Source organism: Streptomyces griseicoloratus, assembly GCF_014534645.1.
GTDB lineage: Bacteria > Actinomycetota > Actinomycetes > Streptomycetales > Streptomycetaceae > Streptomyces > Streptomyces griseicoloratus.
This window is the reverse complement of sequence record NZ_JACVQF010000181.1, coordinates 51,354-76,472: the sequence shown is the minus strand read 5'-3', so window position 1 is coordinate 76,472 and position 25,119 is coordinate 51,354. Positions and strand designations below refer to the sequence as shown.

The window sequence follows — 25,119 nt, the reverse complement described above, 5'->3', positions numbered from 1 at the left end:
GGGGGAGGGGGAACCGTACGTGTCTGGCCTTCGTGCCCGGCGCCTGGCCGCCCGCAGGGCCGAGCGCAGGCGTGCCGCCCGCCGCAGCGCGATGGTCGTGGCGGCGTCCGTCGTGGTCGCGGTGGGCGCCGCGACCGGCATGCTGTCCGCGTTCGACGACGGCGGCGGCACGGACGAGGCCCGGCCGCCGGAGGTGACGCGGTCGCCGGGCCTTCCGTCCCTGCCCGTTGTGCCGCCGTCGCCGTCGCCGTCCCCATCCCTGTCCCCGTCGGTCACCCGGTCCGCCTCACCGTCGCCCTCGCCGGCCGGGGAGAAGGCGAGCCCCCGGCCGACGCCGGCGAGGACCGAGAAGCAGCCGCGGACCGCCGCAGCGTCCACCCGGCTGTACCGGCACCCCCGGTCCCAGATCCTCGACTGGGTCCGGGCCCACCCCGACGACCCGCGCCGGCCGGTCATCGAGTCCCGGATAGCCGACCACCCGGCGGCCGTGTGGTTCGCCGACTTCACGCCCGCGACCATCACCTCCCGGGTCCGCGCGGTCACCTCCGGGGGCGCCGCGCAGGGCCGGGTGCCGGTCGTCGTGCCGTACGCGATACCCGACCGGGACTGCGGCGGGCACTCCCAGGGCGGGGCGCCGGACCTCGACGCGTACGACGACTGGATCGACCGCTTCGCCGCCGGGCTCGGCTCCGGTGAGGTCGTCGTGATCCTGGAGCCCGACTCGGTGGCCCAGGCCGAGTGCCTGTCCGCCGGCGAGCGCGCCGACCGCTTCGCCTCGCTGGCCCGCGCCGGCCGCGTCCTGAAGGACGCCAACCCCAGGGCCCGGGTCTACTACGACGCGGGTCACTCCGGCTGGCACGCGCCCGCCAAGCAGGCGGGATGGCTGAAACAGGCCGGTGCCGCCTCGGCCGGCTCCTCCGACGGCGTGTTCAGCAACGTCTCCAACTTCCACACCACCGCCGACGAGGTGGCCTACGACCGCGCGGTCCTCGACGCCCTCGGCGGTCCGCCCGGCCTGGGCGCCGTCATCGACACCAGCCGCAACGGCAACGGCGCCCCGCCGGACGGCGAGTGGTGCGACCCGGCCGGCCGCAAGGTGGGCCGCACCCCGACCCTGAGCACCGGCCTGGGGCGCATCGACGCCTACCTGTGGGTGAAGCTGCCGGGGGAGTCGGACGGCTGCAAGGGCTCGCCGGGGACGTTCACCCCCTCGTACGCCTACGACTTGGCGCGCTGAGAGCCCTCGTCGTAGGTCGAGGTGCCCTCGTCGAGCAGCGGCTCCTGCGTCTTGAGGTGGGCCGGGGCGAAGGCGCGCAGCGCGTGGTAGCCGGTGATGACGACCAGGGTGCCGAGCGCGATGCCGCTGAGGGAGAAGTTGTCGGTGAACTTCATGCTGACGTTGCCGACGCCGATGATGATGCCCGCGGCGGCCGGCACCAGGTTCAGCGGGTTGCGCAGGTCCACCTTGGCGTTGATCCAGATCTGCGCGCCGAGCAGGCCGATCATGCCGTAGAGGATGACGGTGATGCCGCCGAGCACGCCGCCCGGGATCGCGGCGACCACGGCGCCGAACTTCGGGCAGATGCCGAACAGCAGGGCGAAGCCGGCGGCGGCCCAGTACGCGGCCGTCGAGTAGACGCGGGTCGCGGCCATCACGCCGATGTTCTCGGAGTACGTGGTGTTGGGCGGGCCGCCGACCGCGGTGGACAGGATGGAGCCGACGCCGTCGGCGGAGATCGCCGTGCCGAGCTTGTCGTCGAGCGGGTCGCCGGTCATCTCGCCGACCGCCTTGACGTGCCCGGCGTTCTCGGCGACGAGCGCGATCACGACCGGCAGGGCCACCAGGATCGCCGACCACTCGAAGGTGGGGCCGTGGAAGGACGGCAGGCCGATCCAGTCGGCCTGGCCGACGGCGGAGAAGTCCAGCCGCCAGTGGTCGGTGACCTTGCCGCTGCCGTCCACGGAGTGGATCTTCCCGAAGAGCTGGTCGAAGAGCCAGGAGAGGCCGTACCCGAAGACCAGACCCAGGAAGATCGCGATCCGGGACCAGAAACCGCGCAGGCAGACCACGGCGAGACCGGTGAACAGCATCACCAGCAGCGCCGTCCACTGGTCCTGCGGCCAGTAGGTCGAGGCGGTGACCGGAGCGAGGTTGAAGCCGATCAGCATCACCACCGCGCCGGTGACGATCGGCGGCATCGCGGCGTGGATGATCCGCGCCCCGAAGCGCTGCACGGCGAGCCCCACCAGGAACAGCACCGCGCCCACGACGAGGACCGCGCCGGTCACCGTGGCGCTGGTGCCGCCCTGGGCGCGGATCACCGCGGCGACGCCGACGAAGGAGAGCGAGCAGCCGAGGTAGCTGGGTACGCGGCCGCGCGTGGCGAGCAGGAAGACGGCCGTGGCGACGCCGGACATCATGATCGCGAGGTTGGGGTCCAGGCCCATGAGGACGGGGGCCACGAAGGACGCTCCGAACATGGCCACCACGTGCTGGGCGCCGAGCCCGACCGTGCGGGGCCACGAGAGCCGTTCGTCGGGGCGGACCACCGCTCCGGGTGCGGGCGTGCGCCCGTCACCGTGCAGCTTCCAGCGCACGCCGAGGTCCATGGTGAGGTTTCGCTTTCTCTGTACGTTCCGCAAGGACTGTCCGGACCCATTGTCGGGGGTACCGGGCCGTGCCATTGTCCCGCGGCCCCCTTGCTGACCAGGGCCTTCCCCGGCGGGGCTACTGAGCGTGCGCTTAGGATGAAGGCGAACTTCCGTATGTGAGCAAGCCTTGCGCGACCTTCCAGGAGCCCGCCCGTGACCGCCGAAGCACCCGCCGCCCCCGCCCTGGCCCACGGCCGGCTCGTCCCCGTCACCGTCCACTTCGACGACCTGGACGCCCTCGGCCTGCTGCACAACGCCCGCTACCCGGTGATGGTCGAGCGGGCCTGGGCGGAGCTGTGGACCGAGCACGGCTTCCGGTTCGAGGGCGACTGGGCGGCGGCCGGGGACGCCTGCAACGCGGTCAAGGAACTGCGGATCACCTACGAGGCGCCGGTCACCCGGCCGGGAGCGTACGCCGTCCACCTCTGGCTGGAGCGGCTCGGCACGACCGGGCTGACGTACGGCTTCCGGTTCTGCTCGGCGGACGGCTCCACCACGTACGCCCGGGGCACCCGGGTGCTGGTCCGGCTGGACTCCGGAACGCTGCGCCCGGCGCCCTGGAGCGACGCCTTCAGGAACGCCGGTCGGGAACTGCTGCGCCCGGAGCACTGACCTTCGGCCGGTCCCGGTCGCCGGCGCGCAGCACCCCCGCGAACGCCGCCAGCCCGCAGGACAGCAGGGTCACCAGACCGAACGACACCACCAGGCTGGTCACCTGCGCCAGCGTGCCGATCGCGCTCGGCGCGACCAGGCCGGAGGTGTAGGTGATGGTGGCCACGCCCGCGATGGCCTGGCTCGGGTTGGGCCCGCTGCGGCCGGCCGCGGCGAAGCACAGCGGTACGACCACGGCGATGCCGAGGCCCATCAGCGCGAACCCCGTCATCGCCACCGCCGGATGGCCTGCGGCGACGATGAGCACTCCGCCGAGCGCGGCCAGTACGCCGCTGACCCGGACCGTGCGCACCGCGCCGAACCGGTCCACCACCTTGTCGCCCGCGATCCGGGCGACGGCCATGGTGAGGGTGAAGCCGGTCGTGCACGCCGCCGCGAGGCCGGCCGAGGTCTCCAGCTCGTCCCGCAGGTAGACCGCCGACCAGTCCAGGCTCGCGCCCTCCGCGAACACCGCGCAGAACCCGATCGCGCCGATCAGCAGCGCCGACCTGGGCGGCAGCGCGAACCTGGGCGGCGGGTCCTCGTCCTCGGCGGGCTGGAGGTCCAGTACCCAGGCGCATGCGGTGACCCCCAGCACGGTCAGTACGGCGGCGGCCAGCACGTGGTGCAGCCGGGCGTCCGCGCCCAGGTGGGCGGCGAGCGTGCCGGCCGCCGAGCCGATCAGGGCGCCGGCGCTCCACATGCCGTGCAGGCCGGACATGATCGACTTGTCGAGACGGTTCTCGACCTCCACGCCGAGCGCGTTCATGGCCACGTCCGACATGCCCGCCGTGGCGCCGTAGACGAACAGGGCGAGGCAGAGGGTGAGCAGGCCGGGGGCGATCGACGGCAGGACCAGCGACAGCGTCCACAGGGCGATCAGTCCGCGCAGCGCGTTGCGGGCGCCGAAGCGGTGGCTGATGCCGCCGGCCAGGGGCATGGCGACGGAGGCGCCGAGCGCCGGGAACGCGAGCGCCAGACCCAGCTGGCCCGCGCTCACCCCGGCATGGTCCTGGATCCACGGCACACGGGTCGCGAACGAGCCGGTGACGGCGCCGTGCACGGCGAACACGGCCGCCACGGCGTACCGGGCGCGCCTCACCTCGCGTTGCTCGTAGACCACTGAACTCATTGTCGGGTCCTCCCCCTGTCGTGACGCCTGTGCGTCCGCTGCGCCCACTGCGCGGCGTAAACTATCAGGAACCCTGCCTGATAGATAGGCGAAATAATGGGCCGCCGCTCCGTGCCACGGCCCCGTCCGGCGCGGTCCGTCGATCTGGGAGGATCCCGGCATGCCCGCATCCCCGAGCACCGCCCGGGCCATCAACGACCGGCTCGCCCTGCGTCTGCTCCAGCAGGAGGGTCCGTTGACGGCGGCGCGGTTGAAGCAGCTGACCGGCCTGTCCCGGCCGACCGTCGCCGACCTCGTCGAACGCCTCGCCGCCGCCGGTCTGATCGAGGTGACCGGTGAGTCCGGTGAGCAGCGCCGCGGACCGAACGCCAGGCTGTACGGCATCGTCGCCGACCGGGCGTACCTGGCCGCGCTCGACGTGCGCACCGAGGGCGTCTCCGTGCTCGTGTCCGACCTGGTGGGGCGGGTGCTCGCCGAGGCGTCCGTGCCGATCGGCGACGACACCGGGACCGGTCCCGCGGTGGAGCAGGCGGTGACACTGGTCGAGCGGGCGGCGAAGGAGGCGGGCACCGACCTGCTGCACACCGTCGGCATCGGGGCGCCCGGCCTGATCGACCCCGCGAGCGGTGAACTCCGCGACTCCACCGGCCTGCCCGCATGGCACCGGCGTCTGGTGGCGGCCCTCCAGGAGCGGTTCCCGAAGGCCCGCGTCAGCGTCGAGAACGAGACCAACCTCGCCGCCCTGGCCGAGCAGCGCGACGGCGCGGCACGGGACCGCGACACCTTCGCCCTGCTGTGGCTCGGCCTGGGCATCGGCGCCGCGGTCGTCCTCGACGGCACGCTGCGGCGCGGTGCCTCGGGGGGCGCGGGCGAGATCGGCTTCCTGCCGGTGCCGGGAACGAGCGGCCTGCCGTCGGCCACCGACTGCGCGGGCGGCTTCCACTCCCTCGCCGGGGCGGCCGCGGTCGTCGGCCTCGCGGCGGAACACGGCCTGACGGCCCATGCCGCGGACCTCGAACGCGAGGCGGCGGCCCTGGTGCGGGAGGCGGTACGCCTGGCCGACGGGGAATGCCCCGGGGCGGCGGGCGGGGAGGACGGCCGGCCGTCGGGCGTGACCGGGCCGGCGCCGGGTCCCGCGGCCGGGCGGTTCCTGGACGCCCTCGCTGACCGTGTCGCCCTCGGGGCCGCCGCGGTCGTCTCCGTCCTGGACCCCGGCTGTGTCGTGCTGGCCGGCGAGCTCGGCCGGGCCGGGGGCGACGCCCTCGCCGCCCGGGTACGGGACCGCCTCGCCCGGATGTCGCCGCTCGCCACGGAGGTGCGGCCCAGCGCGCTGGGCGGCGGCGCCGTACTGCGCGGCGCCCTGCTGACGGCCCGGGACCGCGCCCAGGACGAACTGTTCGCACCTCAGGAGCGGTAGCCAGGGCGAACTGTTCGTGCGTCCCAGAGCGGTAGCCAGGACGAACTGTTCGCGCTACCAGGAGCGGTAGCCAGGGCCAACTGTGCGCGTCCCCAGGGGCGGTAGCCATGGCGAGCCATTCGCACCCAGGAGCGGGTGAGCCCGGACGAGCTTTTCGCACCTCAGGAGCGGTAGAAGAACGGCGTCCCTGGGCGCACCCCCGCGCGCCGGCCTCCGCCGGTGCCCTCTGCAGCCGGGCGGCGGGACGTACCGCGCCGCTCAGCCGCGCCGGTCGGGTGCCTCCGGCTCGCTGTGCCCGGACGGCCGGAAGGCCGCCGCGTCCGACGCCAGCCAGAGCAGCGCGGACGGCAGCACCACCGCCGCGCCCAGCAGCGCCATGAAGCCGGCACCGCTCGCGGCCGCCAGGGGCTCCAGGTGCTGGGCGTGGAAGACGAGATGGGAGACGGACGCCACCAGGTAGGCCACCAGCGCGGTGACCACCAGCCGCCGCTCCATCGCCGCCACCGCCGCGCACAGCACCACGGCGAGCGCGAGGCTCGCCCCGCCGAAGTCCCGCAGCAGATGCTCGTTGTACGGCGGCAGGTGCGACACCCAGCGCCACTTCCAGAACAGCTCCGGCAGCAGCAGGATCCACAGCCCCAGCAGCACCTGCGTACCGGCGAGCAGCCCCAGCCCCGCCCGCAGCCACTCGCGTCTGGTCATCCGCGCCGCCCGTCCCCGTCCCCGCGGCCGAACCGCACCGCCAGGTACTCCTCGAAGGTCCGCTTGCCGACCGCCCGCGCGGGCGCGAGGTGCCCGCCCGCACGGAACCCGCGGTAAGCCTTCCCCGCCAGCGGCACGCTCACCACGGCCCGCCGGCGTCCCGTCGCCCTCAGATACGCGCGGGCCAGCGACTCCAGCGTCCGTACCTCCGGTCCGGCCAGGTCCGGGACCCGTCCGGCGGGTTCGCCGACGGCCAGCCCGGCGAGCCGGTCCGCGACCTCCGCCACCTCGACCGGCTGGTCCGACACGCCGGCAGGCAGGACCATGACCGGCGGCTTGGCCAGTGCGTCGAGCAGCCGCACCGCCAGGTCGTGGAACTGCGTCGCCCGCAGCACGGTCCAGCCGAGACCCGACGCCTCGACCAGCCGCTCGACGGTGAGCTTGGACCGGTAGTAGCCGAGCGGCACCCGGTCCACGCCGACGATGGAGATGTACACCAGATGCCGCACGCCGGCCCGCAGCGCGGCCGCGATCAGGTTGGTGGCCGCCCGCTCGTCGCCGCCGCGCGGGGAGGTCGCACAGTGCACGACCGTGTCCACCCCGTCGAGCGCCGCGTCCAGAGCGCCGCCGCCCTCGCGCAGGTCGACGGCGTACGGCCGGCTGCGGCGGCTGAGCACCCGCACCTCGTGCCCGTCCGCGCGCAGCCGTTCGGTGACGAGCCGGCCGAGCGTGCCGGTGCCGCCGGTCACCAGGATCGTGGTCATGCCGTTCTGCCCCTTCGGACGCCGGACGCTCCCTGCGCACTCCAGTCTGTCCGTGTCCGGGGCGCCTTGCGAGAGCACGCCCCGGACGGGCCGTTGGGAGGCCCGGCGGCGGGCAAGGGCCGTCGTCACCGCCGCCGGGCCGGTCTCGCCGGAGGGTCAGCAGGCGCCCAGGTCCTGCCAGACCCCCCATTCACCGGTGGTGCCGGGCTCCTCGCCCTTCGTCCACCACTTGGCCTTCCACGAGTGCCCCTTGTGGGACACCGTCGAACCCCCGCCGTACTCCGAGGCCGCGTTCCACGCGGGCGCGGTGCAGGCGCCGGGCGTCGGGGTGGGCGTCGGAGTCGGGTTCGTCGGGTCCGGGGAGGGCGAGGAGCCCGAGCCCGGCTCCACCACGGTGGTGCCGCGCGCCAGGTCCCCGGCCAGCGCGTACGTCGTGCCCGCGATGTTCACCGTCCAGTTCCACGGAGTGGACACCGGCAGGTAGTAGTTGAAGGACAGCTCCACCGACGCGCCGGGCGCCAGCGACTGCCAGGCCGGCAGCTTCAGCGAGACGCGGTGGAAGTCGCCCTTCAGCCCGCCCACGTTGCTGCCCGTGTGGTCGCTGCTGATCACCTTCGTGCCGAAGCCCGACTGGTCGGAGGCGTTGCCCGGGGCCGCGGTGGAGTAGTCGAACTGGAACTCCGTGCCGCCCGGCAGCGTCGTCCTCGTGTTGTTGGTGATCCTCACCTTCGGGGTGATCGGGTAGTTGGAATCGCCGAGCTTGAAGTCCGTGAACTCCACACCGATGTCGACGGCCTTGGCGGGCAGCGCCTTGTTCGAGACCTTCGCGCCGTACGGGGAGGCCGACTTGAACTTCTCGTACATCAGGGAGGTCAGCGTGTCGCCGGCCTCGTACTGGCCCTTGGCCGCGTTCCAGCCGTAGTCGCCGGCCAGCTCCCACACCATCGTCCCGCCGATGCCGCGGTCGACGACGTAGTCGGCCTTGGCGGCCACCGACTGCTCGTCCTCGGTGGACAGGAACACCTTCTTCTCGGCGTTCCACAGCCACGGTGCGACCAGCGTGGAGTCGTACTTGCGCGCGTACGTCCCGGTGAGCCGGGTGCCGGCGGGGAAGCCGTACTGCGTCACGTAGTCCCCGACGATGCCCTTCTCCAGGTTCTTCGCGTGCCACATCGGGTTCGAACCGGCCGGGGACTCCTTGCCGTTGTCGTCCTTGTCGTGCCACAGGTTGTCGATGCCGACGGCACCGTCACCGCACTTGGTCAGACCGGAACCGGCCGGGCAGGAGGTGGCCGCCGCCCTGCCCCACAGGCCGTCCGTGCCGCCCTGCACGTTCTTGTGGCCGCGCGTGTAGTACGGCAGGCCGATGTTGATGCGGCCCGCCGGCATGGAGCCGCGGAAGTAGTGGTACGCCCAGTCGGTGTTGAGGTAGCCGATGCCGCCGTACTGCTGGCTGCCGTAGACGTTCGCCGCCGCCAGTTCCGCGTCCTTGCCGTCGTCGAACAGGGAGGCGTTGGGGCCCACGTACTCGTTCCAGGCGCCGTGCAGGTCGTACGACATGATGTTGACGTAGTCCAGGTACTTCTGGACCTGGAACGTCTCCATGCCGCGCAGCAGATAGCCGGACGAGGGGGCCGCCACCGACAGCAGGTAGTGCCTGCCGTCCGCCGCGCCCGCCCGGTCCAGCTTCTCCCGCAGCGTCTTCATCAGCGCCGCGTAGCCCTTGACCAGGCCCGCCCGGCGGCCGTTGGCGAAGGACCAGTCGAGCGGGTTGCCCGCGTCCTTCATCGTCGTCGGGTACTCGTAGTCGATGTCGACGCCGTTGAAGCCGTACTTGCGGACGAAGTCGACCGCCGAGTCCGCGAAGGTGTCGATGCCGGCCTGGTTGACCGAGCCGTCGGCGTTGGTGGCCATCGAGTAGAAGCCGCCGGAGTTCACGCGCCTGCCGTCGTCGGCGAAGTAGCCGCCCGTCTCGGCCCAGCCGCCCACCGAGATCATCGTCTTGACGTCCGGGTGCTGCTTCTTGAACTTGTTCAGCAGATTGAAGTGGCCCTTGTAGGGGAGTCCCGGGTCCATCTCGGCGCCGCTGACGCCCGGCCAGGTCATCCCGGTGGCGGGGTTGGCGGCGCCGTCCGAGCCGACGGAGAGCCTGTTGCCGCCGTCGACGTGGGCGAAGGCGTAGTTGATGTGGGTGACCTTGTCCCAGGGGATGTCCGAGGCCAGGTAGGCGGGCTTGCCGTCCTTTCCGGTGCGCCAGCCGGTGAAGTAGCCGATCACCCGGCGGGGGTGGTCGGCGCCCATCTTCTCCCGGCCCTCGGCGTCGTAGACCGAGCAGTAGGGGACGTCGGCGCCGGGGGTCCGGTAGAGCCCGTCGGGGCGACAGGACTCCTGGTCGGCGGCGTGCGAGACGGTCGCCGGGAGGCCTGCGAGGACCAGGCCGGCGACGGCGGCCGCCGCCGCGAACAGCGCGGGTCTCGCTCTATGGCGTGAGGGGGAAGGCACAGTCGGTTCCTCTCCACGGAAGTTGCGCAGACCCTAGAGAGGACTAGACCAGTGAGTCAATAGGTATGGACCAATCTCAAGCGGGAGCGGACGGCGGCGAGTTGGGGCCGCCGCGCGCAGGCCGGCGGATGCGGGGGAGTGGCCTGTGAGGCAATCCACACGACTCGCCCGCATGGGCACCGATCAGGCGTGGCACACTGGCCCTGTACCAGAAGCAGCGCACTCCGGGGTCGGTGAAAGTCCGAACCGGCGGTTACAGTCCGCGACCCGGTCGCCTCCAGCGACCGGTTGACCAGGTGAAATTCCTGGACCGACGGTTAAAGTCCGGATGGGAGGCAGTGCGCGGCGGGCGGGCATGCGTGCGCGCCGCCGACTCTGGGCTCGTCCGGCACCGGGCGGGTCCCCGTCCGGCGTCGCTCCCGGTGTTCCCGTTCGTACTTTCTGTCGTCATCGACAGCCCCGGAGTCCGTGCCCGAAGAGGCAGGAGGACCCGGGAAGTGTTCACCGGAATCGTCGAAGAGCTGGGCGAGGTCACCGCCGTCGAGACCCTCGACGACGCCTGTCGCTTCCGCCTGCGAGGCCCCGTCGTCACCGAGGGCGCGAGGCACGGCGACTCCATCGCCGTCAACGGCGTGTGCCTCACGGTCGTCGACCACGAGGGCGACGAGTTCACCGCCGACGTGATGGCCGAGACCCTGAACCGCTCCAGCCTCGGCGTCCTCGCCGTCGGCTCCCGCGTCAACCTGGAGCGCCCCACCGCCGTGGGCGCCCGGCTCGGCGGGCACATCGTGCAGGGCCACGTCGACGGCACCGGCGAGATCATCGAGCGCAAGCCGTCCGAGCACTGGGAGATCGTCAAGATCTCCCTGCCCGCCGGCCTCTCCCGCTACGTCGTCGAGAAGGGCTCCATCACCGTCGACGGCATCAGCCTCACCGTCGTCGACGCCGGACCCGACTTCTTCACCGTCAGCCTCATCCCCACCACCCTCGCCCTGACCACGCTCGGCCTGAAGCAGCCCGGCGACCCGGTCAACCTCGAAGTGGACGTCATCGCCAAGTACGTCGAGCGGCTGCTCGGCACCCAGGGGGGCACCAAGTGAACTGGCTCAACTCCGAGGCGTTCACGCTCTTCGACCAGCACATCAAGTGGTCGGACATGATCGGCAACGTGATCGGGCTGCTCGCCCTCGCCCTCGGCTGGCGGCGCTCGATCTGGACCTGGCCCGCCCAGTTCGTCTCCGGCCTGATCCTCTTCGCCGCCTTCGCCACCGCCCATCTCTCCGGCAGCGCCGGCAAGCAGATCGTCGTCATGGTCGTCGCCGCCTGGGGCTTCTGGCAGTGGAACCGCGGCCGGCAGCAGGCGCAGGACGGCTCCATCGCCGTCCGGTTCGCCACCTGGCGCGAGCGCGGCGCCCTGCTCGCCGCGGCCGCCGTCGGCACCCTCGCGGTCGGCGGGCTGTTCACCGCCTACCCGACCCTGTCCTGGGACCCCTGGCCGGACGCGTACATCTTCGTCGGCACCGTCGTCGCCATGTACGCCCAGGCCCGCGGCATGGTCGAGTTCTGGTTCGCCTGGCTGCTCGTCGACCTGGTCGGCGTGCCGCTGAACTTCGCCAACGGCTTCGCCTTCTCCGGCTTCGTCTACGTCATCTACGGCGCGCTCGTCCTGTGGGGCCTGCGCGACTGGTGGCTGCGCTCCCGCAACGCCACGCGGCCCATCCCGGAAGGAGCGCCCGCATGAGCACGGCACCCATCCTCTACAGCCCCGACGGCCCCGAGGACCTGCTCCTCGACCCCGTCGAACAGGCCATCGCCGACATCGCCGCCGGACGCCCCGTCGTGGTCGTCGACGACGAGAACCGCGAGAACGAGGGCGACCTCGTGATCGCCGCGGAGAAGGCGACCGAGGAGATCGTCGCCTTCATGATGAGCGAGTGCCGCGGCCTGATCTGCGCCCCCATGGAGGGCGGGGAACTGGACCGGCTCAGGCTCCCGCAGATGGTCGAGGACAACACCGAGTCGATGAGGACCGCGTTCACGGTCTCCGTGGACGCCACCGCCGCCCACGGCGTGAGCACCGGCATCTCGGCCGCCGACCGCGCCACCACGCTCCGGCTGCTGGCGAGCGGTACCGCCGAGCCCACCGACCTGGTCCGCCCCGGCCACATCTTCCCGCTGCGCGCCCGCTCCGGCGGTGTGCTCGTGCGCAACGGCCACACCGAGGCCGCCGTCGACCTCGCCCGCCTCGCGGGCCTGCGCCCGGCCGGCGCGATCGTGGAGATCGCCGGCGAGGACGGGCGCATGCTGCGGCTGCCCGAGCTGATCCCCTTCGCCCGCAAGCACGGCCTGACGATCATCTCCATCGAGGACCTGATCGCCTACCGCCGCAGCAGCGAGCCCACCGTCCGCCGCGAGGCCGAGGTCCGGCTGCCCACCCGCCACGGCGAGTTCACGGCGTACGGCTACCGCTCCACCGTCGACGGCGTCGAGCACGTCGCCCTCGTGCACGGCGACATCGGCGACGGCGAGGACGTCCTCGTCCGCGTCCACTCCGAGTGCCTCACCGGCGACGTCTTCGGCTCCCAGCGCTGCGACTGCGGCCCCCAGCTGGACGCCTCCCTCGACCGCATCCAGGCCGAGGGCAGGGGAGTGGTGGTCTACCTGCGCGGCCACGAGGGACGCGGCATCGGCCTGATGTCCAAGCTGCGCGCCTACGAACTCCAGGAGCGCGGCCGGGACACCCTCGACGCCAACCTGGAACTCGGCCTGCCCGCCGACGCCCGGGACTACGGCGCCGGCGCACAGATCCTGGCGGACCTCGGCGTGCGCGCCGTACGCCTGATGACCAACAACCCCGACAAGTCCGCCGCGCTGCGGCGGCACGGCATCGAGGTCACCGGCCGCGAACCGATGCCGGTACAGGCCGGCGAGCACAACCTCCGGTACCTGCGCACCAAGCGGGACCGGATGGGGCACGACCTGCCCTGGCTGGACACGACCCCCGTGTCCACCTGCGGCAACCAGTAAGCAAGGACTCCAGGAGAGACATGAGCGGCAAGGGTGCACCGGAACTGTCCGTACGCAACGTGGGAGACCTCAGGGTCGCCGTCGTCGCGGCACAGTGGCACGAGAAGGTGATGAACGGACTGGTGGACGGCGCCCTGCGCGCCCTGCACGACCTGGGCATCAGCGAGCCGACCCTGCTGCGGGTCCCCGGCAGCTGGGAGCTCCCGGTCGTCGCCAAGGTCCTCGCGGGCCGCGGCTACGACGCGGTCGTCGCCCTCGGCGTCGTCATCCGCGGCGGCACCCCCCACTTCGACTACGTGTGCCAGGGCGTGACCCAGGGCCTCACCCAGGTCTCGGTCGACACCGGCGTCCCCGTCGGCTTCGGCGTGCTCACCTGTGACACCGAGGAGCAGGCCCTGGACCGGGCCGGCCTCGACGGTTCCAGCGAGGACAAGGGGCACGAGGCGGTGACCGCCGCCGTCGCCACGGCGGCCACACTCCGCTCAGTATCCGAACCGTGGCGTTAGACCGCCGGGCACAACGCGTAAAGTGGGCGCCACCATGTCCAAGAAGACGTTCGAGGAGCTCTTCACCGAGCTCCAGCACAAGGCCGCAAACGGCGACCCCGCCACCTCCCGCACCGCCGAGCTGGTGGACAAGGGCGTCCACGCCATCGGCAAGAAGGTCGTCGAAGAGGCCGCCGAGGTCTGGATGGCCGCCGAGTACGAGGGCAAGGAGGCGGCCGCCGAGGAGATCTCCCAGCTGCTGTACCACGTCCAGGTGATGATGGTCGCCCGCGGCATCTCCCTCGACGACGTCTACGCCCACCTGTAGAACCCAGTCCTCCCCCCACATCCCTTCACACAAAGGAAGCCGACCTCATGCTGCGCATCGCCGTCCCCAACAAGGGTTCCCTCTCAGGCCCTGCGGCGGAGATGCTGCATGAGGCCGGCTACCAGCAGCGCCGCGAGTCCAAGGAACTGCGGATCGTCGACCCGGAGAACGAGGTGGAGTTCTTCTACCTCCGCCCCCGCGACATCGCGATCTACGTCTCCTCCGGCAAGCTCGACATCGGCATCACCGGCCGCGACCTGCTGATCGACTCCGGCGCGAGCGCCGAGGAGATCCTGCCGCTGGGCTTCGCCCGCTCCACCTTCCGCTACGCCACCAAGCCGGGCACGGCGAACGGCGTCGAGGACCTCAAGGGCATGACGGTCGCCACCTCCTACGAGGGGATCGTCGCGAAGCACCTCGCCGACAACGGCATCGACGCCTCCGTCGTCCACCTCGACGGCGCCGTCGAGACCGCCATCGAGCTCGGTGTCGCCGAGGTCATCGCCGACGTCGTCGAGACCGGCACCTCGCTGCGCAACGCGGGCCTGGAGGTCATCGGCGAGCCGATCATGAAGTCCGAGGCCGTCGTGATCCGCCGCACCGGCGCCGACGCCGACGAGAGCGTCGAGCAGAAGGTGCAGCAGTTCCTGCGCCGCCTCCAGGGCGTCCTGGTGGCCCGGACGTACGTGATGATGGACTACGACTGCCGCGTCGAGCAGCTGGAGAAGGCCGTCGCGCTCACCCCCGGCCTGGAGTCCCCGACCGTCTCCCCGCTGCACAACGAGGGCTGGGTCGCCGTCCGCGCGATGGTCCCGGCCAAGGAGGCCCAGCGGATCATGGACGACCTCTACGACATCGGCGCCCGGGCCATCCTGACCACGGCCATCCACGCCTGCCGTCTCTGACCGGGCCCCACCGGAGCACCACCATGTCGGATGCCCAGCCGGCGGCCGCACCGGACGCCACGCCCGCCCTGCCCGTCACCTTCCGGCCAAGCCGTACCCGAGCCGTCCTGATCGCCTCGGCCGTCGCCATCCTCGTGACCATCACCGCGGTCGCGGTGTCGCTCAAGGGGCTCGGCCCGGGGGAGCGCCTCAGCTTCGTGCTGACGGCCCTCCTCCTGGACTGCGTCCTGCTCGTGCTGGCCCGGCCCAAGGTCGTCGCGGACGACTCCGGCGTCACCGTGGTCAACCTCACCAGCAAGCGGCACCTGGAATGGGCGGAGATCCTTCAGGTGAACCTCCGCCCCGGCGACCCGTGGGTCTTCCTCGACCTCAGCGACGGCACCAGCCTGCCCGCGCTCGGCATCCAGCCGGGCATCGCCAGGCAGCGCGCCATCGCCGACGCGCGGGCCCTGCGGGCCCTCACCGAGGCCCGGTCCGGCGCCGGCCCCGAGCCCCGGCACGGCTGACCGGAGCCGCCCCCGGGACACGTCCGGGGGCGGCTCCGGAGCGTCCGCTCTGCCGCAGGCGCCCCGGTCGCGATTAATCTGGGAACGCGGACGCGGCCGGCGCGTCCGCGCCCCTGTCGCTCCGCCCGGTGCGCGGGGGTTCCTGCTACCCGAGGAGTGACTCCCTCCGGCGATGGACGGATCGTCCTGCAGTACCTGCGCCGCCCCCTGCCGACATAGCGCTGACCGCACCCACGCGGTACGCGCCCATGCGGAGGCGGCGGCCTCATGACCACCCCCCTGCTGCTCCTGGCAGCCGCATTCCTGCTGATCCTGGCCAACGGCTTCTTCGTCGCCGCCGAATTCGGGCTGGTGACGGTGGAGCGCCCCGACGCCGAGCAGGCCGCCGCCGACGGCGACCGACGCGCCCGCCGGGTCGTCGAGTCCCTCAGGGAGCTGTCCTTCCAGCTCTCCGGCACCCAGCTCGGCATCACCATCACCTCCCTCGTCGTCGGCATGCTCGCCGAACCGGCGCTCGCCCAGCTGCTGGACGGCCCGTTCACGGCGATCGGCATCCCCGACGGCGCCGTACCCGGGGTGTCGGTGGTCGTCGGCATGCTGCTGGCGTCCGCCGTGCAGATGGTGATCGGCGAGCTGGTGCCCAAGAACTGGGCGGTGTCCAAGCCGCTGCAGGTCGCGCGCTTCGTCGCCGGCCCGCAGCATGTCTTCGCCCGCCTGTTCCGGCCCGTGATCGCCGCGCTCAACGCCGTCGCCAACCGCCTGGTGCGCGCGCTCGGCTTCGAGCCCGCCGAGGAACTGGCCTCCGCCCGCACCCCCGGCGAACTCGTCTCCCTGGCCCGGCACTCCGCCCGGGCCGGCGCCCTGGAACAGGACACCGCCGACCTGTTCGTCCGGACCCTGTCGCTGGGCGAGCTGACCGCGCAGCACGTGATGACCCCTCGGGTGAAGGTCAGCGCCCTGCAGTCCTCGGCGACCGCCGAGGACGTGGTCAACCTCACCCGCGCCACCGGCCTGTCCCGCTTCCCCGTGTACCGGGAGAAGATCGACGAGATCGTCGGCATGGTCCATCTGAAGGACGCCCTCGCGGTCCCGGCGCCCGACCGGCTGCGCACCCCGGTCGGCCGGATCGCCCGCCCGGCGCTGCTCGTCCCGGAGACGCTGCCCGTGCGGCCGCTGCTCACGCGCCTGCGCAGCGAGCAGCCCATCGCGGTGGTCGTCGACGAGTACGGCGGCACCGCCGGCGTCGTCACCCTGGAGGACATCGTCGAGGAGATCGTCGGCGAGGTCCGCGACGAGCACGACGGCCTCGACGTCCCCGAACTCGCCCCCGCCCCGGCCGAGGACGGACACCCCGCCTGGGACGTCGACGGCAGCTGCCGCGTCGACGCCCTGCGGCGCATCGGCCTTCAGGCGCCCGAGGGCCCGTACGAGACCGTCGCCGGCCTGGTCGCCGACCTGCTCGGCCGCATCCCGGCCGTCGGGGACCGGGCGGAGCTGCCCGGCTGGCGGTTCTCCGTCCGGCAGGTCGGCCACTACCGCGCCGAACGCATACGGCTGGTGCGGACGGCGCCGGTGTCCGTGCTGGAGGCCGCCCGATGAGCGTTCTGCAACTCGTCTTCGCCGTGCTGCTCGTGCTCGCCAACGGCTTCTTCGTCGGCGCCGAGTTCGCCCTGGTCTCCGTACGCCGCAGCCAGATCGAACCGCTCGGCACCGCCCGCGCCCGGCAGGTGCTCCACGGCCTGGAGCACCTGCCGCAGATGATGGCCGCGGCCCAGTTCGGCATCACCGTCTGCTCGCTGACGCTGGGCGCGGTCGCCGAGCCGACGGTCGCCCGTCTGCTGGAGCCGTTCTTCGAGTGGATCCACCTGCCGCACGGCATGATCCACCCGCTGGGGTACGTCATCGCGCTGGCCGCCGTGGTCTTCTGCCACCTGGTCATCGGCGAGATGGTCCCGAAGAACCTCGCGATGGCCGCGCCCGAGAAGGCCGCACTGTGGCTGAGCCCCGGTCTGGTCGCCTTCGCGCGGCTCTGCAGACCCGTCACCGTGGGCCTCGGCGCCTGCGCCCAGGGCGTCCTCAGGCTGTTCCGCGTCGAGCCCAAGGACGAGGTCGAGGCCGTCTTCACCAGCGAGCAGCTCAACCGGCTCGTGGAGGACGCCGGCCAGGCCGGGCTGCTCGACCCGGAGGAGCAGGAACGCCTGGAGGACGCCCTGGAACTGGGCTCCCGCCCGGTCACGGACGTGCTTCTCGGACGCGAGTCGCTGGTGACGGTCGGTCCCGCGGTCACGCCGGGCGAGATCGTCGAGCTCACCGCCCGCACCGGTTACTCCCGCTTCCCGGTCGCCGCGGAGACCGGCGCCTTCATGGGGTATCTGCACGTCAAGGACGTGCTGGACCTGGAGGACTCCGACCGTGCCGTCCCGCAGCGGCTCTGGCGGCCCATGACGACCCTGCGGCCCGAACTGCCGCTCGACGACGCGCTCACCGTGATGCGCCGGGCCGCCACGCACCTGGCGCAGGTGGCCGACGCCTCCGGCAGGACGCTCGGCCTGGTCGCCCTGGAGGACGTACTGGAGCTGCTGGTCGGCGAGGTACGGGACCCGGCGCACCGGGCGGTGACGACGGAGGCGGTGCCGGAGGCGCAGCCCCGGGTGAGCGGGGCACCGGAGCAGGCGCTGGCGACGTAGCCGGGCAGAGGCACGGTGGGGGCGGCCGGGGAAACCCGTGCCGCCCCCGGCGTCTCACATGCCCGGCGGGTCCTGCGGCCCACGCCCCGACAGGACCTCCCCGTACGCCTGCATCAGGTCCGGCAGCCGCAGCGTCGCCAGGTCCTCCCGCGTCAGCGTGCCGGGATACGCGGACAACCGCAGATCCCGGTACGCGCAGCTCTTCTCGTACAGCGTCCGCAGGAACCGCCCGTTGCCCAGCTCGTCGATCCAGCCCTGGTCGACGACGTGCCCGGCGATCGAGCGCAGCTCGTCCAGGGCCTCCTCGTCCCACGCGTCGCCGTTCTCCGCGGCCAGCACCTCGCCGATCGCGGTGAGTTCCAGCGGGCGGTACGAGGGGAAGTCCACGCGGGTGGTGAATCGGGAGGACAGTCCCGGGTTGGCGGTCAGCAGCCGGTCCATGCCCTCCGGGTAGCCGGCCAGGATCACCACGAGGTGGTCGCGGTTGTCCTCCGCCCGTTTCAGCAGCACCTGAAGGGCCTCGTCGCCGTACGCGTCGCCCTTGCCGTAGCCGGAGTTGGACAGCGAGTACGCCTCGTCGACGAAGAGGACGCCGCCGAGCGCGGAGTCGATGAGCTCGTTGGCCTTCACGGCCGTCTGCCCGAGGTATTCGCCGACCAGGTCGGCCCGCTGCGCCTCCACGAGATGGTCGCCGCCGAGCAGGCCGAGGGCGTAGAAGACGCGCCCGAGGATGCGGGCGACCGTGGTCTTGCCGGTGCCGGAGGGGCCGGAGAAGACGAAGTGGCGTTTGGGCGGCTGGACCGGCAACCCCTGTCCGGCCCGCAGCCGCGCCATGTTCAGCTGCGCCGACAACGCCTTGACCTGCCGCTTCACCGGTTCCAGCCCGACCATGCGCTCCAGTTCGGCGAGCGCCTGCTCCAGTAACGCCGGGTCGGTGGGCCCGGCCGGCAGGGACTGTTCCGGCATGCCGGTCTTCTCGCGCACCGGCGGGCCGGGCACGGACGGCAGCGGGGCGGACGGCGGGTCGGGTTCGGAGAGCTTCAGGTCGCGCTCCTCGGTGCCGAAGAGCGGGTCCAGCCCGTCGGGGCCGTCCAGGGCGTCCGTCCCGGCGCCGGCCGGAGCGAGCGTCATGAAGTCGGCGGAGTCGTCGTAGCCGTCGCTCTCGGCGATCGCCGCCAGCCGGGCGGAGGTGTCCATGAAGGCGGGGTCGACGCGGTGCACCGCCCGGTACAGCGGCAGCGCCGCCGCGCTGCGGCCGGTGCCCTCGTGGGCCCGGGCCAGCCAGTAGCGCAGCTCCTTGCGCTGCGGCTGCTCGCTGCGGCACCGCATCAGGGCCGCCGACAGCAGCGGTTCGGCCTGCCCGTACATCTCCAGGCGCACCCGGGCCATGCCGCCGAACAGGCCGGCCTCGATGCCCAGCAGCGGCTCGCCGAGCAGCGGGTCGGTGTGCCGCACCAGTTGCTCCCAGTCCTTGACCAGGTAGGCGCGGCAGGCGTGCAGGAAGCGGACCTGCGGGTCGGTGTCCACCGGTGGCAGCCCGGCCAGGGCCCGGTCCAGCTCGGGGACGTGGCGGCCGTCCAGCCAGTGGGAGGCGTGCGCGAGCAGCAGGTCGCGGGGGCTCTCCAGCACGGGCTGCACCCACCAGCCCAGCCAGTACCAGGAGTTGAGCGTACGGCGGTGACGGGCGCGCTGTTCGCCGAAGCGGTCGCGGTGCCGGAACATCCTGAGCAGCGCGGTCGTCGTGTCGACGCGCAGCGCGTGCAGCCCGAGCCAGCCGTCGGCCATCCCGGGATCGATGCGCACCGCCGCCCGGAACTCCTCCTCCGCCTGCGGGTAGGCGCCCATGGTGTAGGCGTCCACACCCCGCAGCCAGGCGAGGTCGGCCGGGGCCTGCGGGCTCTGCGTGCCGAAGTCCATCAGGTCCCCCACAAACCGTGCCCCCGTCGGTATGCCGCCGGGCCGTCGCCCGTCGGCCGCCTTGGTCCAACCGCTGTACCGCGGACCGGAGTTGCAAGGTGCGCGAAGCAGTCGTCCGCAGGCCGCACCGAGGGCATCGTACCCGCGGCGGTCTGTCCTCCGAAGGGTGCCGGGACAGGCTGTTCGGCGAGGTGGGGGCGGGTGGGGAGAGCGGCGAAAGGTGACCGAGGGTGATCGGCTCACCTCGCGCAGCGGGCGAAAGGCAAGATCAGGACAGAACGAAGCCCCCGATCACGGGGGAACAACCGGGGGCTTCGCGTCTGTCGGCGGCTCCGATTGGCCGCACATTGAGAACGTAAGTCCTGTACGGCCCCTGGGTCAAGCGCAGTTGGGCCACTCCGGCAAGTTGCCGGACGGCGATCTTCACAGGCTCAACACATAGCCGATGGATCGTCACTCTGCGTGAGGGGCAGGTCTGGTTCCACGGGTCCAACAGGCCCCTGGAGCACCTGGTATCCCTTTTCCCTCTGCCGCACCAGAAGGTGCGCGAAGGGGCGTGAGGGGTCGTCGGCGAAGTGCCGGCGCTCCGCCGGGATCCATCCGGCCCAGAACGTCCGCTGCTCCTCCCCGTCACGCGCCCGTCCGCGCTCCCACGCCTCCTCGGGCGGCACGTCCATCCACAGCAGCCGGGCCAGGTACGGGCGCAGTGCCCGGCGGCCCGCGCCGACCCCCTCGACGAGGATCACCGGCGCGGGCGGCAGCGCGCGCGGCTCCCGGAAGCGCCGGGCCCGCCAGTCGTAGGGCGCGTAGTGCGCGGTGCCGCCGTGCCGGAGGGGTTCGATCACCTGGTCCAGCAGCCGCCCGGTCCAGTCGAACAGTTCGTCGTGGCTGGCGATGTCGTCGAGGTGCAGAACCGGCGCGTCGCCCAGGGCGGCGGCCAGCCGCCCGGCGAACGTGGACTTGCCGGAGCCGGCGTGCCCGTCGACGCCGATCAGGCGGACGGGACCGCAGGAAGGGGGAAGGCGGCGGAGCCGTTGGGCGAGGTCGTGGATGGCGGGTCCTGGCGGGCGGAGGGGCGGACGGCGGTCCCGAGCACTCTAACGGCGGCCCGCACCGGCCGCCCGCGGCACCCGGCCCGCCCCGGTGGCCGACGGGACGCACCAGGCCCCGTACCGGTTCACGCCAGTGGTCGACACCAATATTCGTACGCGTGGCGTGGGCGAAAGCGCTGGCAGGAGCGGACCTCTGCGGCCATAGTTGGCGCACAACCGTGCAACGGACCTGCCCCGACTCGAACACCTGGGGGTTTTCCGCCCATGAGCAGAGCCGAACAGCCGTCCCGCAGAACCGTCCTGGCCGCCGCAGTCGTGGCCGCCGTCGCGGGCAGCGCCGCCCCGGCGGCCGCCGAGGCCGCGCCCGGCGCCGGCACCCGCGCCGCGACCCGCGGGGGCGCCGCGGCGAGCCCGGTCGACTACCGCGCCTGGACGACCTTCCGCGACTGGCGCGGCGGAACCGCGCAGGGCACCCGTGCCGTCGCGGGCACCCGGCCCGGCGTCGTCATCGGCGCCCCCGCCGGCACCACCGACTACGCCGACCCGCACACCGGCAAGACCACCACCTGGGAGTACGCCGTCTGGACGTCCCCCGTCCACCGGCTCGCCGTGCCCTCGACGGAGGCGATCGCCTCCTGGAACGCCCACACCCCGTCCGGCACCTGGCTCCAGGTCGAACTCAAGGGCACCTACTCCGACGGCACGGACACCCCCTGGTACGTGATGGGCCGCTGGGCGGCCGGCGACCAGGACATCCGCCGGACCTCGGTCGACGACCAGGGCGACGGCAAGAGCAGTGTCTGGACGGACACCTTCGCCATCGACGACGCCTCCACCGGCCTGCGTCTGGTCTCCTACCGGCTCCGGCTCACCCTCTACCGCCGGCCCGGCACCAGGGCGACGCCCACCGTCTGGCGGCTCGGCGCCATGGGCTCCGACATCCCCGACCGCTTCACGGTCCCGGCCTCCACGCCCGGCCTCGCCCAGGAACTGCTCGTCCCGCGCTACTCGCAGGAGATCCACAAGGGCCAGTACCCCGAGTACGACAACGGCGGCGAGGCCTGGTGCAGCCCCACCTCCTCGCAGATGATCATCGAGTACTGGGGCGGCCGGCTCACCGAGGACCAACTGGCCTGGGTCGACCCGGCCTACGCCGACCCGCAGGTCTGCCACGCGGCCCGGTACACGTACGACTACCAGTACGCCGGCTGCGGCAACTGGCCGTTCAACGCCGCCTACGCGGCCACCTTCCCGGGCCTTCAGGGCGTGGTCACCCGGCTCCGCTCCCTCACCGACCTGGAGACGCTGATCGCGGCCGGCATCCCGGCCATAACGTCCCAGTCCTTCCTGGAGAAGGAGCTCACCGGGGCGGGTTACGGCACCTCCGGCCACCTGATGACCGTGATCGGCTTCACCGCCGACGGCGACGTGATCGCCAACGACCCCGCCTCGCCGAGCAACGAGGCCGTGCGCCGCGTCTACAAGCGGCGCGAGTGGGAGAACATCTGGCTGCGCACCAAGCGGTACAACGCCAGCGGCAAGGTCGTCTCCGGCACCGGCGGCGTCTGCTACCTGTACTTCCCCGCGCAGCCGAGCCCGCGCCAGCGCAAGGCGCTCGCCGCGGTGGGCGTGAGCTGAACCGCTCCGGCTCCGAGGCCCCGGCAGACTGCCGGGGCCTCGGCGTGTGACCGACGTCTCTGTCACGGACGCCGTTTCCGGTGGCAAGGTGGACGGATCGGTGGGGGGAAGTCCATCCGTACGCCGACGTACAGCGAACCGGTGCGTCCGCGACCGACCCGGTACGTCCGAGACCAGCGAGAAGCCATGACCGCACACACCGCCACCGCCGCCCGCGTCCGCACCGGCGGTCCCAAGGACGACGGCCCGAAGATCCTCGAACACGTCATGGGCTGGACCCTCGTCGTGGTGATCGCGATGCTCGTGGCCCAGCTCGGCCTGCTGTGACCGTGGGCCGCCTGTGACCTGAGCCACGGCCCGGCCTGCCATACTGCGGACGTCCCGCACTCCGTAGGAATCCAGGGCCGAAATTGAATATCAGTCAACAGCGGGCCGGCACCCGTCCCCGGGCGCGCGGCACCGAGCGCTCGCTGGCTCGCCGCGCCGAACTCATCGCCATCGGGCGGAGGCTGTTCGCCGACACGTCGTACGACGCGCTCTCGATGGACGACATCGCCCGACAGGCGCATGTCGCCAAGGGGCTGATCTACTACTACTTCGGGTCCAAGCGCGGCTACTACCTGGCGATCATCCAGGACTCCGTCGCCGGCCTGGTCGCCTTCGCCGCGAGCGGCCTCGACCTGCCGCCCGTGGACCGGGTCCACCGCACCATCGACGGCTACCTGCGCTACGCCGAGCACAACCAGGCCGCCTACCGCACCATCGTCAGCGGCGGCGTCGGCTTCGACGCGGAGGTGCACGCCATCCGCGACGAGGTGCGCGAGGCGATCGTCACGACCATCGCCGAGGGGGCGTACGGCCGCGGCGACGTCGGCCCGCTGGCCCGTACGGGCCTGCTCTCCTGGGTGTGCGGCGTCGAGGGCGCCACCCTGGACTGGATCGGCTGCCCCCGGCTGCCCCGCGAGACCATGCGCGATCTGCTGGTCAGGACGCTGGGCGGCACCCTGCGGGCCATCGAGGAGATGGACCCCTCGTGCCCGGCTCCCGAGCCCGCCCGCCGAGGGGAACATTTCTTGAAGTGAGCGGTCGTTAACTGGTGACTCCGTGCCTCCGATCGGGCATACTCACAGCGCACAGCCGCTGGTCAGCCGCTTCCGTGACCCGGGAGTGCGAGCATCGGCCAGGCCCGGAACGACCCGGCGGAGCCGCCTCCACCCAAGGCGCACGTCCGCCGATGTGCCCGACAGGGAGGAGAGCGTCGCCATGCCCGACCGCGCCCCGCAGCCGGTGGACCGGCAACTGCCCACGGACGAGGCACGGGACCTGATCTCGCTCGTCCGCGACATCGCGCAGCGCGAGATCGCCCCGAAGGCGGCCGAGGAGGAGGACGCCGGACGCTTCCCGCGCGAGGTCTTCGCCCTGCTCTCCGACTCCGGCCTGCTCGGCCTGCCCTACGACGCCGAGTACGGCGGCGGGGAGCAGCCCTACGAGGTCTACCTCCAGGTCCTCGAAGAGCTCGCCGCGGCCCGGCTCACCGTCGGTCTCGGCGTCAGCGTGCACACCCTCGCCTCCTACGCACTCGCCGCCCACGGCACCAAGGAACAGCAGGTCGAGCACCTGCCCGCGATGCTCGGCGGCGGTCTGCTCGGCGCCTACTGCCTCTCCGAACCCGCCTCCGGCTCGGACGCCGCATCCCTGCGCACCAAGGCCGTGCGCGACGGCGACGACTGGGTGATCACCGGCACCAAGGCCTGGATCACGCACGGCGGCATCGCCGACTTCTACACCGTGATGGCACGCACGGGGGAGGAGGGCCCGCGCGGCATCACCGCCTTCCTGGTCCCCGGCGACGCCGAAGGGCTCAGCTCCGCGGTGCCCGAGAAGAAGATGGGGCTGAAGGGCTCGCCCACCGCCCAGGTGCACTTCGACGGCGTGCGGGTCCCCGACTCCCGGCGCCTCGGCGAGGAGGGCCAGGGCTTCACCATCGCGCTGTCCGCCCTCGACTCCGGGCGGCTCGGCATCGCCGCCTGCGCGATCGGCGTGGCCCAGGCCGCGCTGGACGAGGCGGTGGGCTACGCGACGGAGCGGCGGCAGTTCGGCAAGCCGATCGCCGACTTCCAGGGGCTGCGCTTCATGCTCGCCGACATGGCCACCCAGATCGAGGCCGGCCGCGCGCTGTACCTCGCGGCCGCACGGCTGCGCGACGCCGGGCTGCCGTTCGCCAAGCAGGCCGCGATGGCCAAGCTGCACTGCACCGACACGGCGATGCGGGTCACCACCGACGCCGTGCAGATCCTCGGCGGCTACGGCTACACCGCGGACTTCCCCGCCGAGCGGTACATGCGCGAGGCCAAGGTCCTGCAGATCGTCGAGGGCACCAATCAGATCCAGCGGATGGTCATCGCCCGTCACCTCGCGGGTCCCGAGGCACGTTGAAGTCACCGAGTCCGTGCGGGAGCGCCGCGAGCCTGACCCACTCCGGGTCGTCCCGCCCGGGCAGGGTACGGCCGCGGTCGGCCCAGGTCCGCATCAGCTCGCGGTAGATCGGCGGGTCCGGGAGCTGGGGCGCCGGCGGGACCGCTCCCGCGGGCACCGGGACGAACACGCGGCGTCGGCTCCCGGTCGCTGAGTACGTGGCGGTCATACCCGGGCAACGCGGGGGAGCGCGGACAGGTCACCGGCCCGCGGAATCGGGCGTGAGTTCGCGGGCGTCCGCCACCGGGTGCCGGTTGCCGCCGCCCCTCTCCGAGTCCC

The 25,119-nt window shown here is 72.5% G+C and carries 24 protein-coding genes and 1 riboswitch; of the genes, 16 read left to right on the top strand and 8 right to left on the bottom strand.

Going from position 1 to position 25,119, the window contains the following annotated elements; translation table 11 throughout:
- Positions 1–91: 91 nt before the first annotated feature.
- The gene (locus tag H0H10_RS10090; protein WP_188180610.1) at positions 92–1,237 is read left to right on the top strand and encodes a glycoside hydrolase family 6 protein; all 1,146 of its coding nucleotides are present in this window, start codon (positions 92–94) and stop codon (positions 1,235–1,237) included.
- On the opposite strand, the gene H0H10_RS10085 is transcribed toward H0H10_RS10090, so the two are convergent.
- Positions 1,219–2,610, bottom strand: coding sequence for a uracil-xanthine permease family protein (locus H0H10_RS10085; protein WP_188180526.1), 1,392 nt, complete (start codon positions 2,608–2,610; stop codon positions 1,219–1,221). The genes H0H10_RS10090 and H0H10_RS10085 overlap by 19 nt on opposite strands.
- Positions 2,611–2,805: 195 nt before the next feature.
- Here H0H10_RS10085 and H0H10_RS10080 point away from each other — a divergent pair, with 195 nt between their 5' ends.
- Complete coding sequence (locus H0H10_RS10080; RefSeq protein ID WP_188180525.1) at positions 2,806–3,264, top strand: acyl-CoA thioesterase; 459 nt, start codon at positions 2,806–2,808, stop codon at positions 3,262–3,264.
- On the opposite strand, the gene H0H10_RS10075 is transcribed toward H0H10_RS10080, so the two are convergent.
- On the bottom strand, positions 3,224–4,435 hold the full coding sequence (locus H0H10_RS10075; protein ID WP_188180524.1) for an MFS transporter: 1,212 nt from the start codon (positions 4,433–4,435) through the stop codon (positions 3,224–3,226). The two genes, H0H10_RS10080 and H0H10_RS10075, sit on opposite strands and share 41 nt — an antisense overlap.
- A gap of 160 nt (positions 4,436–4,595) precedes the next feature.
- On the opposite strand from H0H10_RS10075, the gene H0H10_RS10070 reads away from it, so the two are divergent.
- Entirely contained in the window at positions 4,596–5,852 is a 1,257-nt protein-coding gene (locus H0H10_RS10070) for an ROK family transcriptional regulator (RefSeq protein ID WP_188180523.1), read from the top strand.
- A 258-nt stretch (positions 5,853–6,110) separates the two neighbouring features.
- Here H0H10_RS10070 and H0H10_RS10065 read toward each other — a convergent pair whose 3' ends face one another.
- The 3 genes from H0H10_RS10065 to H0H10_RS10055 all read right to left on the bottom strand — a co-directional run bounded on the left by H0H10_RS10065 (position 6,111) and on the right by H0H10_RS10055 (position 9,820).
- Complete coding sequence (locus H0H10_RS10065; RefSeq protein ID WP_223179654.1) at positions 6,111–6,554, bottom strand: hypothetical protein; 444 nt, start codon at positions 6,552–6,554, stop codon at positions 6,111–6,113.
- Positions 6,551–7,318: an SDR family oxidoreductase gene (locus H0H10_RS10060; protein ID WP_188180522.1), complete on the bottom strand. Its 768-nt coding sequence runs from the start codon at positions 7,316–7,318 to the stop codon at positions 6,551–6,553. The genes H0H10_RS10065 and H0H10_RS10060 overlap by 4 nt, the downstream gene beginning before the upstream one ends.
- 156 nt (positions 7,319–7,474) lie before the next feature.
- On the bottom strand, positions 7,475–9,820 hold the full coding sequence (locus H0H10_RS10055; RefSeq protein WP_188180521.1) for a chitinase C-terminal domain-containing protein: 2,346 nt from the start codon (positions 9,818–9,820) through the stop codon (positions 7,475–7,477).
- 215 nt (positions 9,821–10,035) lie between these two features.
- Positions 10,036–10,166: riboswitch (FMN riboswitch) on the top strand.
- 151 nt (positions 10,167–10,317) lie between these two features.
- Between H0H10_RS10055 and H0H10_RS10050 the strand changes: the two genes are divergently transcribed.
- The 9 genes from H0H10_RS10050 to H0H10_RS10010 all read left to right on the top strand — a co-directional run bounded on the left by H0H10_RS10050 (position 10,318) and on the right by H0H10_RS10010 (position 17,758).
- Entirely contained in the window at positions 10,318–10,920 is a 603-nt protein-coding gene (locus tag H0H10_RS10050; protein WP_188180520.1) for a riboflavin synthase, read from the top strand.
- The gene (locus tag H0H10_RS10045; RefSeq protein WP_188180519.1) at positions 10,917–11,561 is read left to right on the top strand and encodes a nicotinamide mononucleotide transporter family protein; all 645 of its coding nucleotides are present in this window, start codon (positions 10,917–10,919) and stop codon (positions 11,559–11,561) included. Before H0H10_RS10050 ends, H0H10_RS10045 begins: the two co-directional genes overlap by 4 nt.
- The gene (locus H0H10_RS10040) at positions 11,558–12,847 is read left to right on the top strand and encodes a bifunctional 3,4-dihydroxy-2-butanone-4-phosphate synthase/GTP cyclohydrolase II (RefSeq protein ID WP_188180518.1); all 1,290 of its coding nucleotides are present in this window, start codon (positions 11,558–11,560) and stop codon (positions 12,845–12,847) included. Before H0H10_RS10045 ends, H0H10_RS10040 begins: the two co-directional genes overlap by 4 nt.
- Positions 12,848–12,867: 20 nt before the next feature.
- Positions 12,868–13,353, top strand: coding sequence for a 6,7-dimethyl-8-ribityllumazine synthase (gene ribH / locus H0H10_RS10035; protein WP_188180517.1), 486 nt, complete (start codon positions 12,868–12,870; stop codon positions 13,351–13,353).
- A gap of 34 nt (positions 13,354–13,387) precedes the next feature.
- A complete protein-coding gene (locus H0H10_RS10030) occupies positions 13,388–13,660 on the top strand; it encodes a phosphoribosyl-ATP diphosphatase (protein WP_030951748.1) in 273 nt (90 codons plus the stop codon).
- A gap of 47 nt (positions 13,661–13,707) precedes the next feature.
- Positions 13,708–14,565 carry an ATP phosphoribosyltransferase gene (hisG, locus tag H0H10_RS10025; RefSeq protein WP_188180516.1) on the top strand — a complete coding sequence of 286 codons (858 nt, stop codon included), beginning with the start codon at positions 13,708–13,710 and terminating at the stop codon, positions 14,563–14,565.
- 23 nt (positions 14,566–14,588) lie between these two features.
- Positions 14,589–15,071, top strand: coding sequence for a PH domain-containing protein (locus H0H10_RS10020; RefSeq protein ID WP_188180515.1), 483 nt, complete (start codon positions 14,589–14,591; stop codon positions 15,069–15,071).
- A 267-nt stretch (positions 15,072–15,338) separates the two neighbouring features.
- Complete coding sequence (locus H0H10_RS10015; protein WP_188180514.1) at positions 15,339–16,670, top strand: hemolysin family protein; 1,332 nt, start codon at positions 15,339–15,341, stop codon at positions 16,668–16,670.
- Positions 16,667–17,758 carry a hemolysin family protein gene (locus H0H10_RS10010; protein WP_188180513.1) on the top strand — a complete coding sequence of 364 codons (1,092 nt, stop codon included), beginning with the start codon at positions 16,667–16,669 and terminating at the stop codon, positions 17,756–17,758. Before H0H10_RS10015 ends, H0H10_RS10010 begins: the two co-directional genes overlap by 4 nt.
- Before the next feature lie 54 nt (positions 17,759–17,812).
- Here H0H10_RS10010 and H0H10_RS10005 read toward each other — a convergent pair whose 3' ends face one another.
- Positions 17,813–19,675 (bottom strand): AAA family ATPase, encoded by a 1,863-nt coding sequence (locus H0H10_RS10005; protein ID WP_188180512.1) that lies wholly within the window; start codon positions 19,673–19,675, stop codon positions 17,813–17,815.
- 431 nt (positions 19,676–20,106) lie between these two features.
- Entirely contained in the window at positions 20,107–20,727 is a 621-nt protein-coding gene (locus H0H10_RS10000) for a uridine kinase family protein (RefSeq protein WP_188180609.1), read from the bottom strand.
- A gap of 264 nt (positions 20,728–20,991) precedes the next feature.
- Here H0H10_RS10000 and H0H10_RS09995 point away from each other — a divergent pair, with 264 nt between their 5' ends.
- The 4 genes from H0H10_RS09995 (at position 20,992) to H0H10_RS09980 (ending at position 24,801) form a co-directional block, all read left to right on the top strand.
- A complete protein-coding gene (locus H0H10_RS09995; RefSeq protein ID WP_188180511.1) occupies positions 20,992–22,365 on the top strand; it encodes a C39 family peptidase in 1,374 nt (457 codons plus the stop codon).
- Between the two features lie 186 nt (positions 22,366–22,551).
- The gene (locus tag H0H10_RS09990; RefSeq protein ID WP_188180510.1) at positions 22,552–22,692 is read left to right on the top strand and encodes an SCO1431 family membrane protein; all 141 of its coding nucleotides are present in this window, start codon (positions 22,552–22,554) and stop codon (positions 22,690–22,692) included.
- An 83-nt stretch (positions 22,693–22,775) separates the two neighbouring features.
- The gene (locus H0H10_RS09985; RefSeq protein WP_188180509.1) at positions 22,776–23,447 is read left to right on the top strand and encodes a TetR/AcrR family transcriptional regulator; all 672 of its coding nucleotides are present in this window, start codon (positions 22,776–22,778) and stop codon (positions 23,445–23,447) included.
- A gap of 181 nt (positions 23,448–23,628) precedes the next feature.
- Positions 23,629–24,801, top strand: a complete 1,173-nt coding sequence (locus tag H0H10_RS09980) for an acyl-CoA dehydrogenase (protein ID WP_188180508.1) — start codon at positions 23,629–23,631, stop codon at positions 24,799–24,801.
- Here H0H10_RS09980 and H0H10_RS41205 read toward each other — a convergent pair.
- The gene (locus H0H10_RS41205; RefSeq protein WP_373566829.1) at positions 24,764–25,009 is read right to left on the bottom strand and encodes a hypothetical protein; all 246 of its coding nucleotides are present in this window, start codon (positions 25,007–25,009) and stop codon (positions 24,764–24,766) included. The genes H0H10_RS09980 and H0H10_RS41205 overlap by 38 nt on opposite strands.
- Positions 25,010–25,119 lie beyond the last annotated feature (110 nt).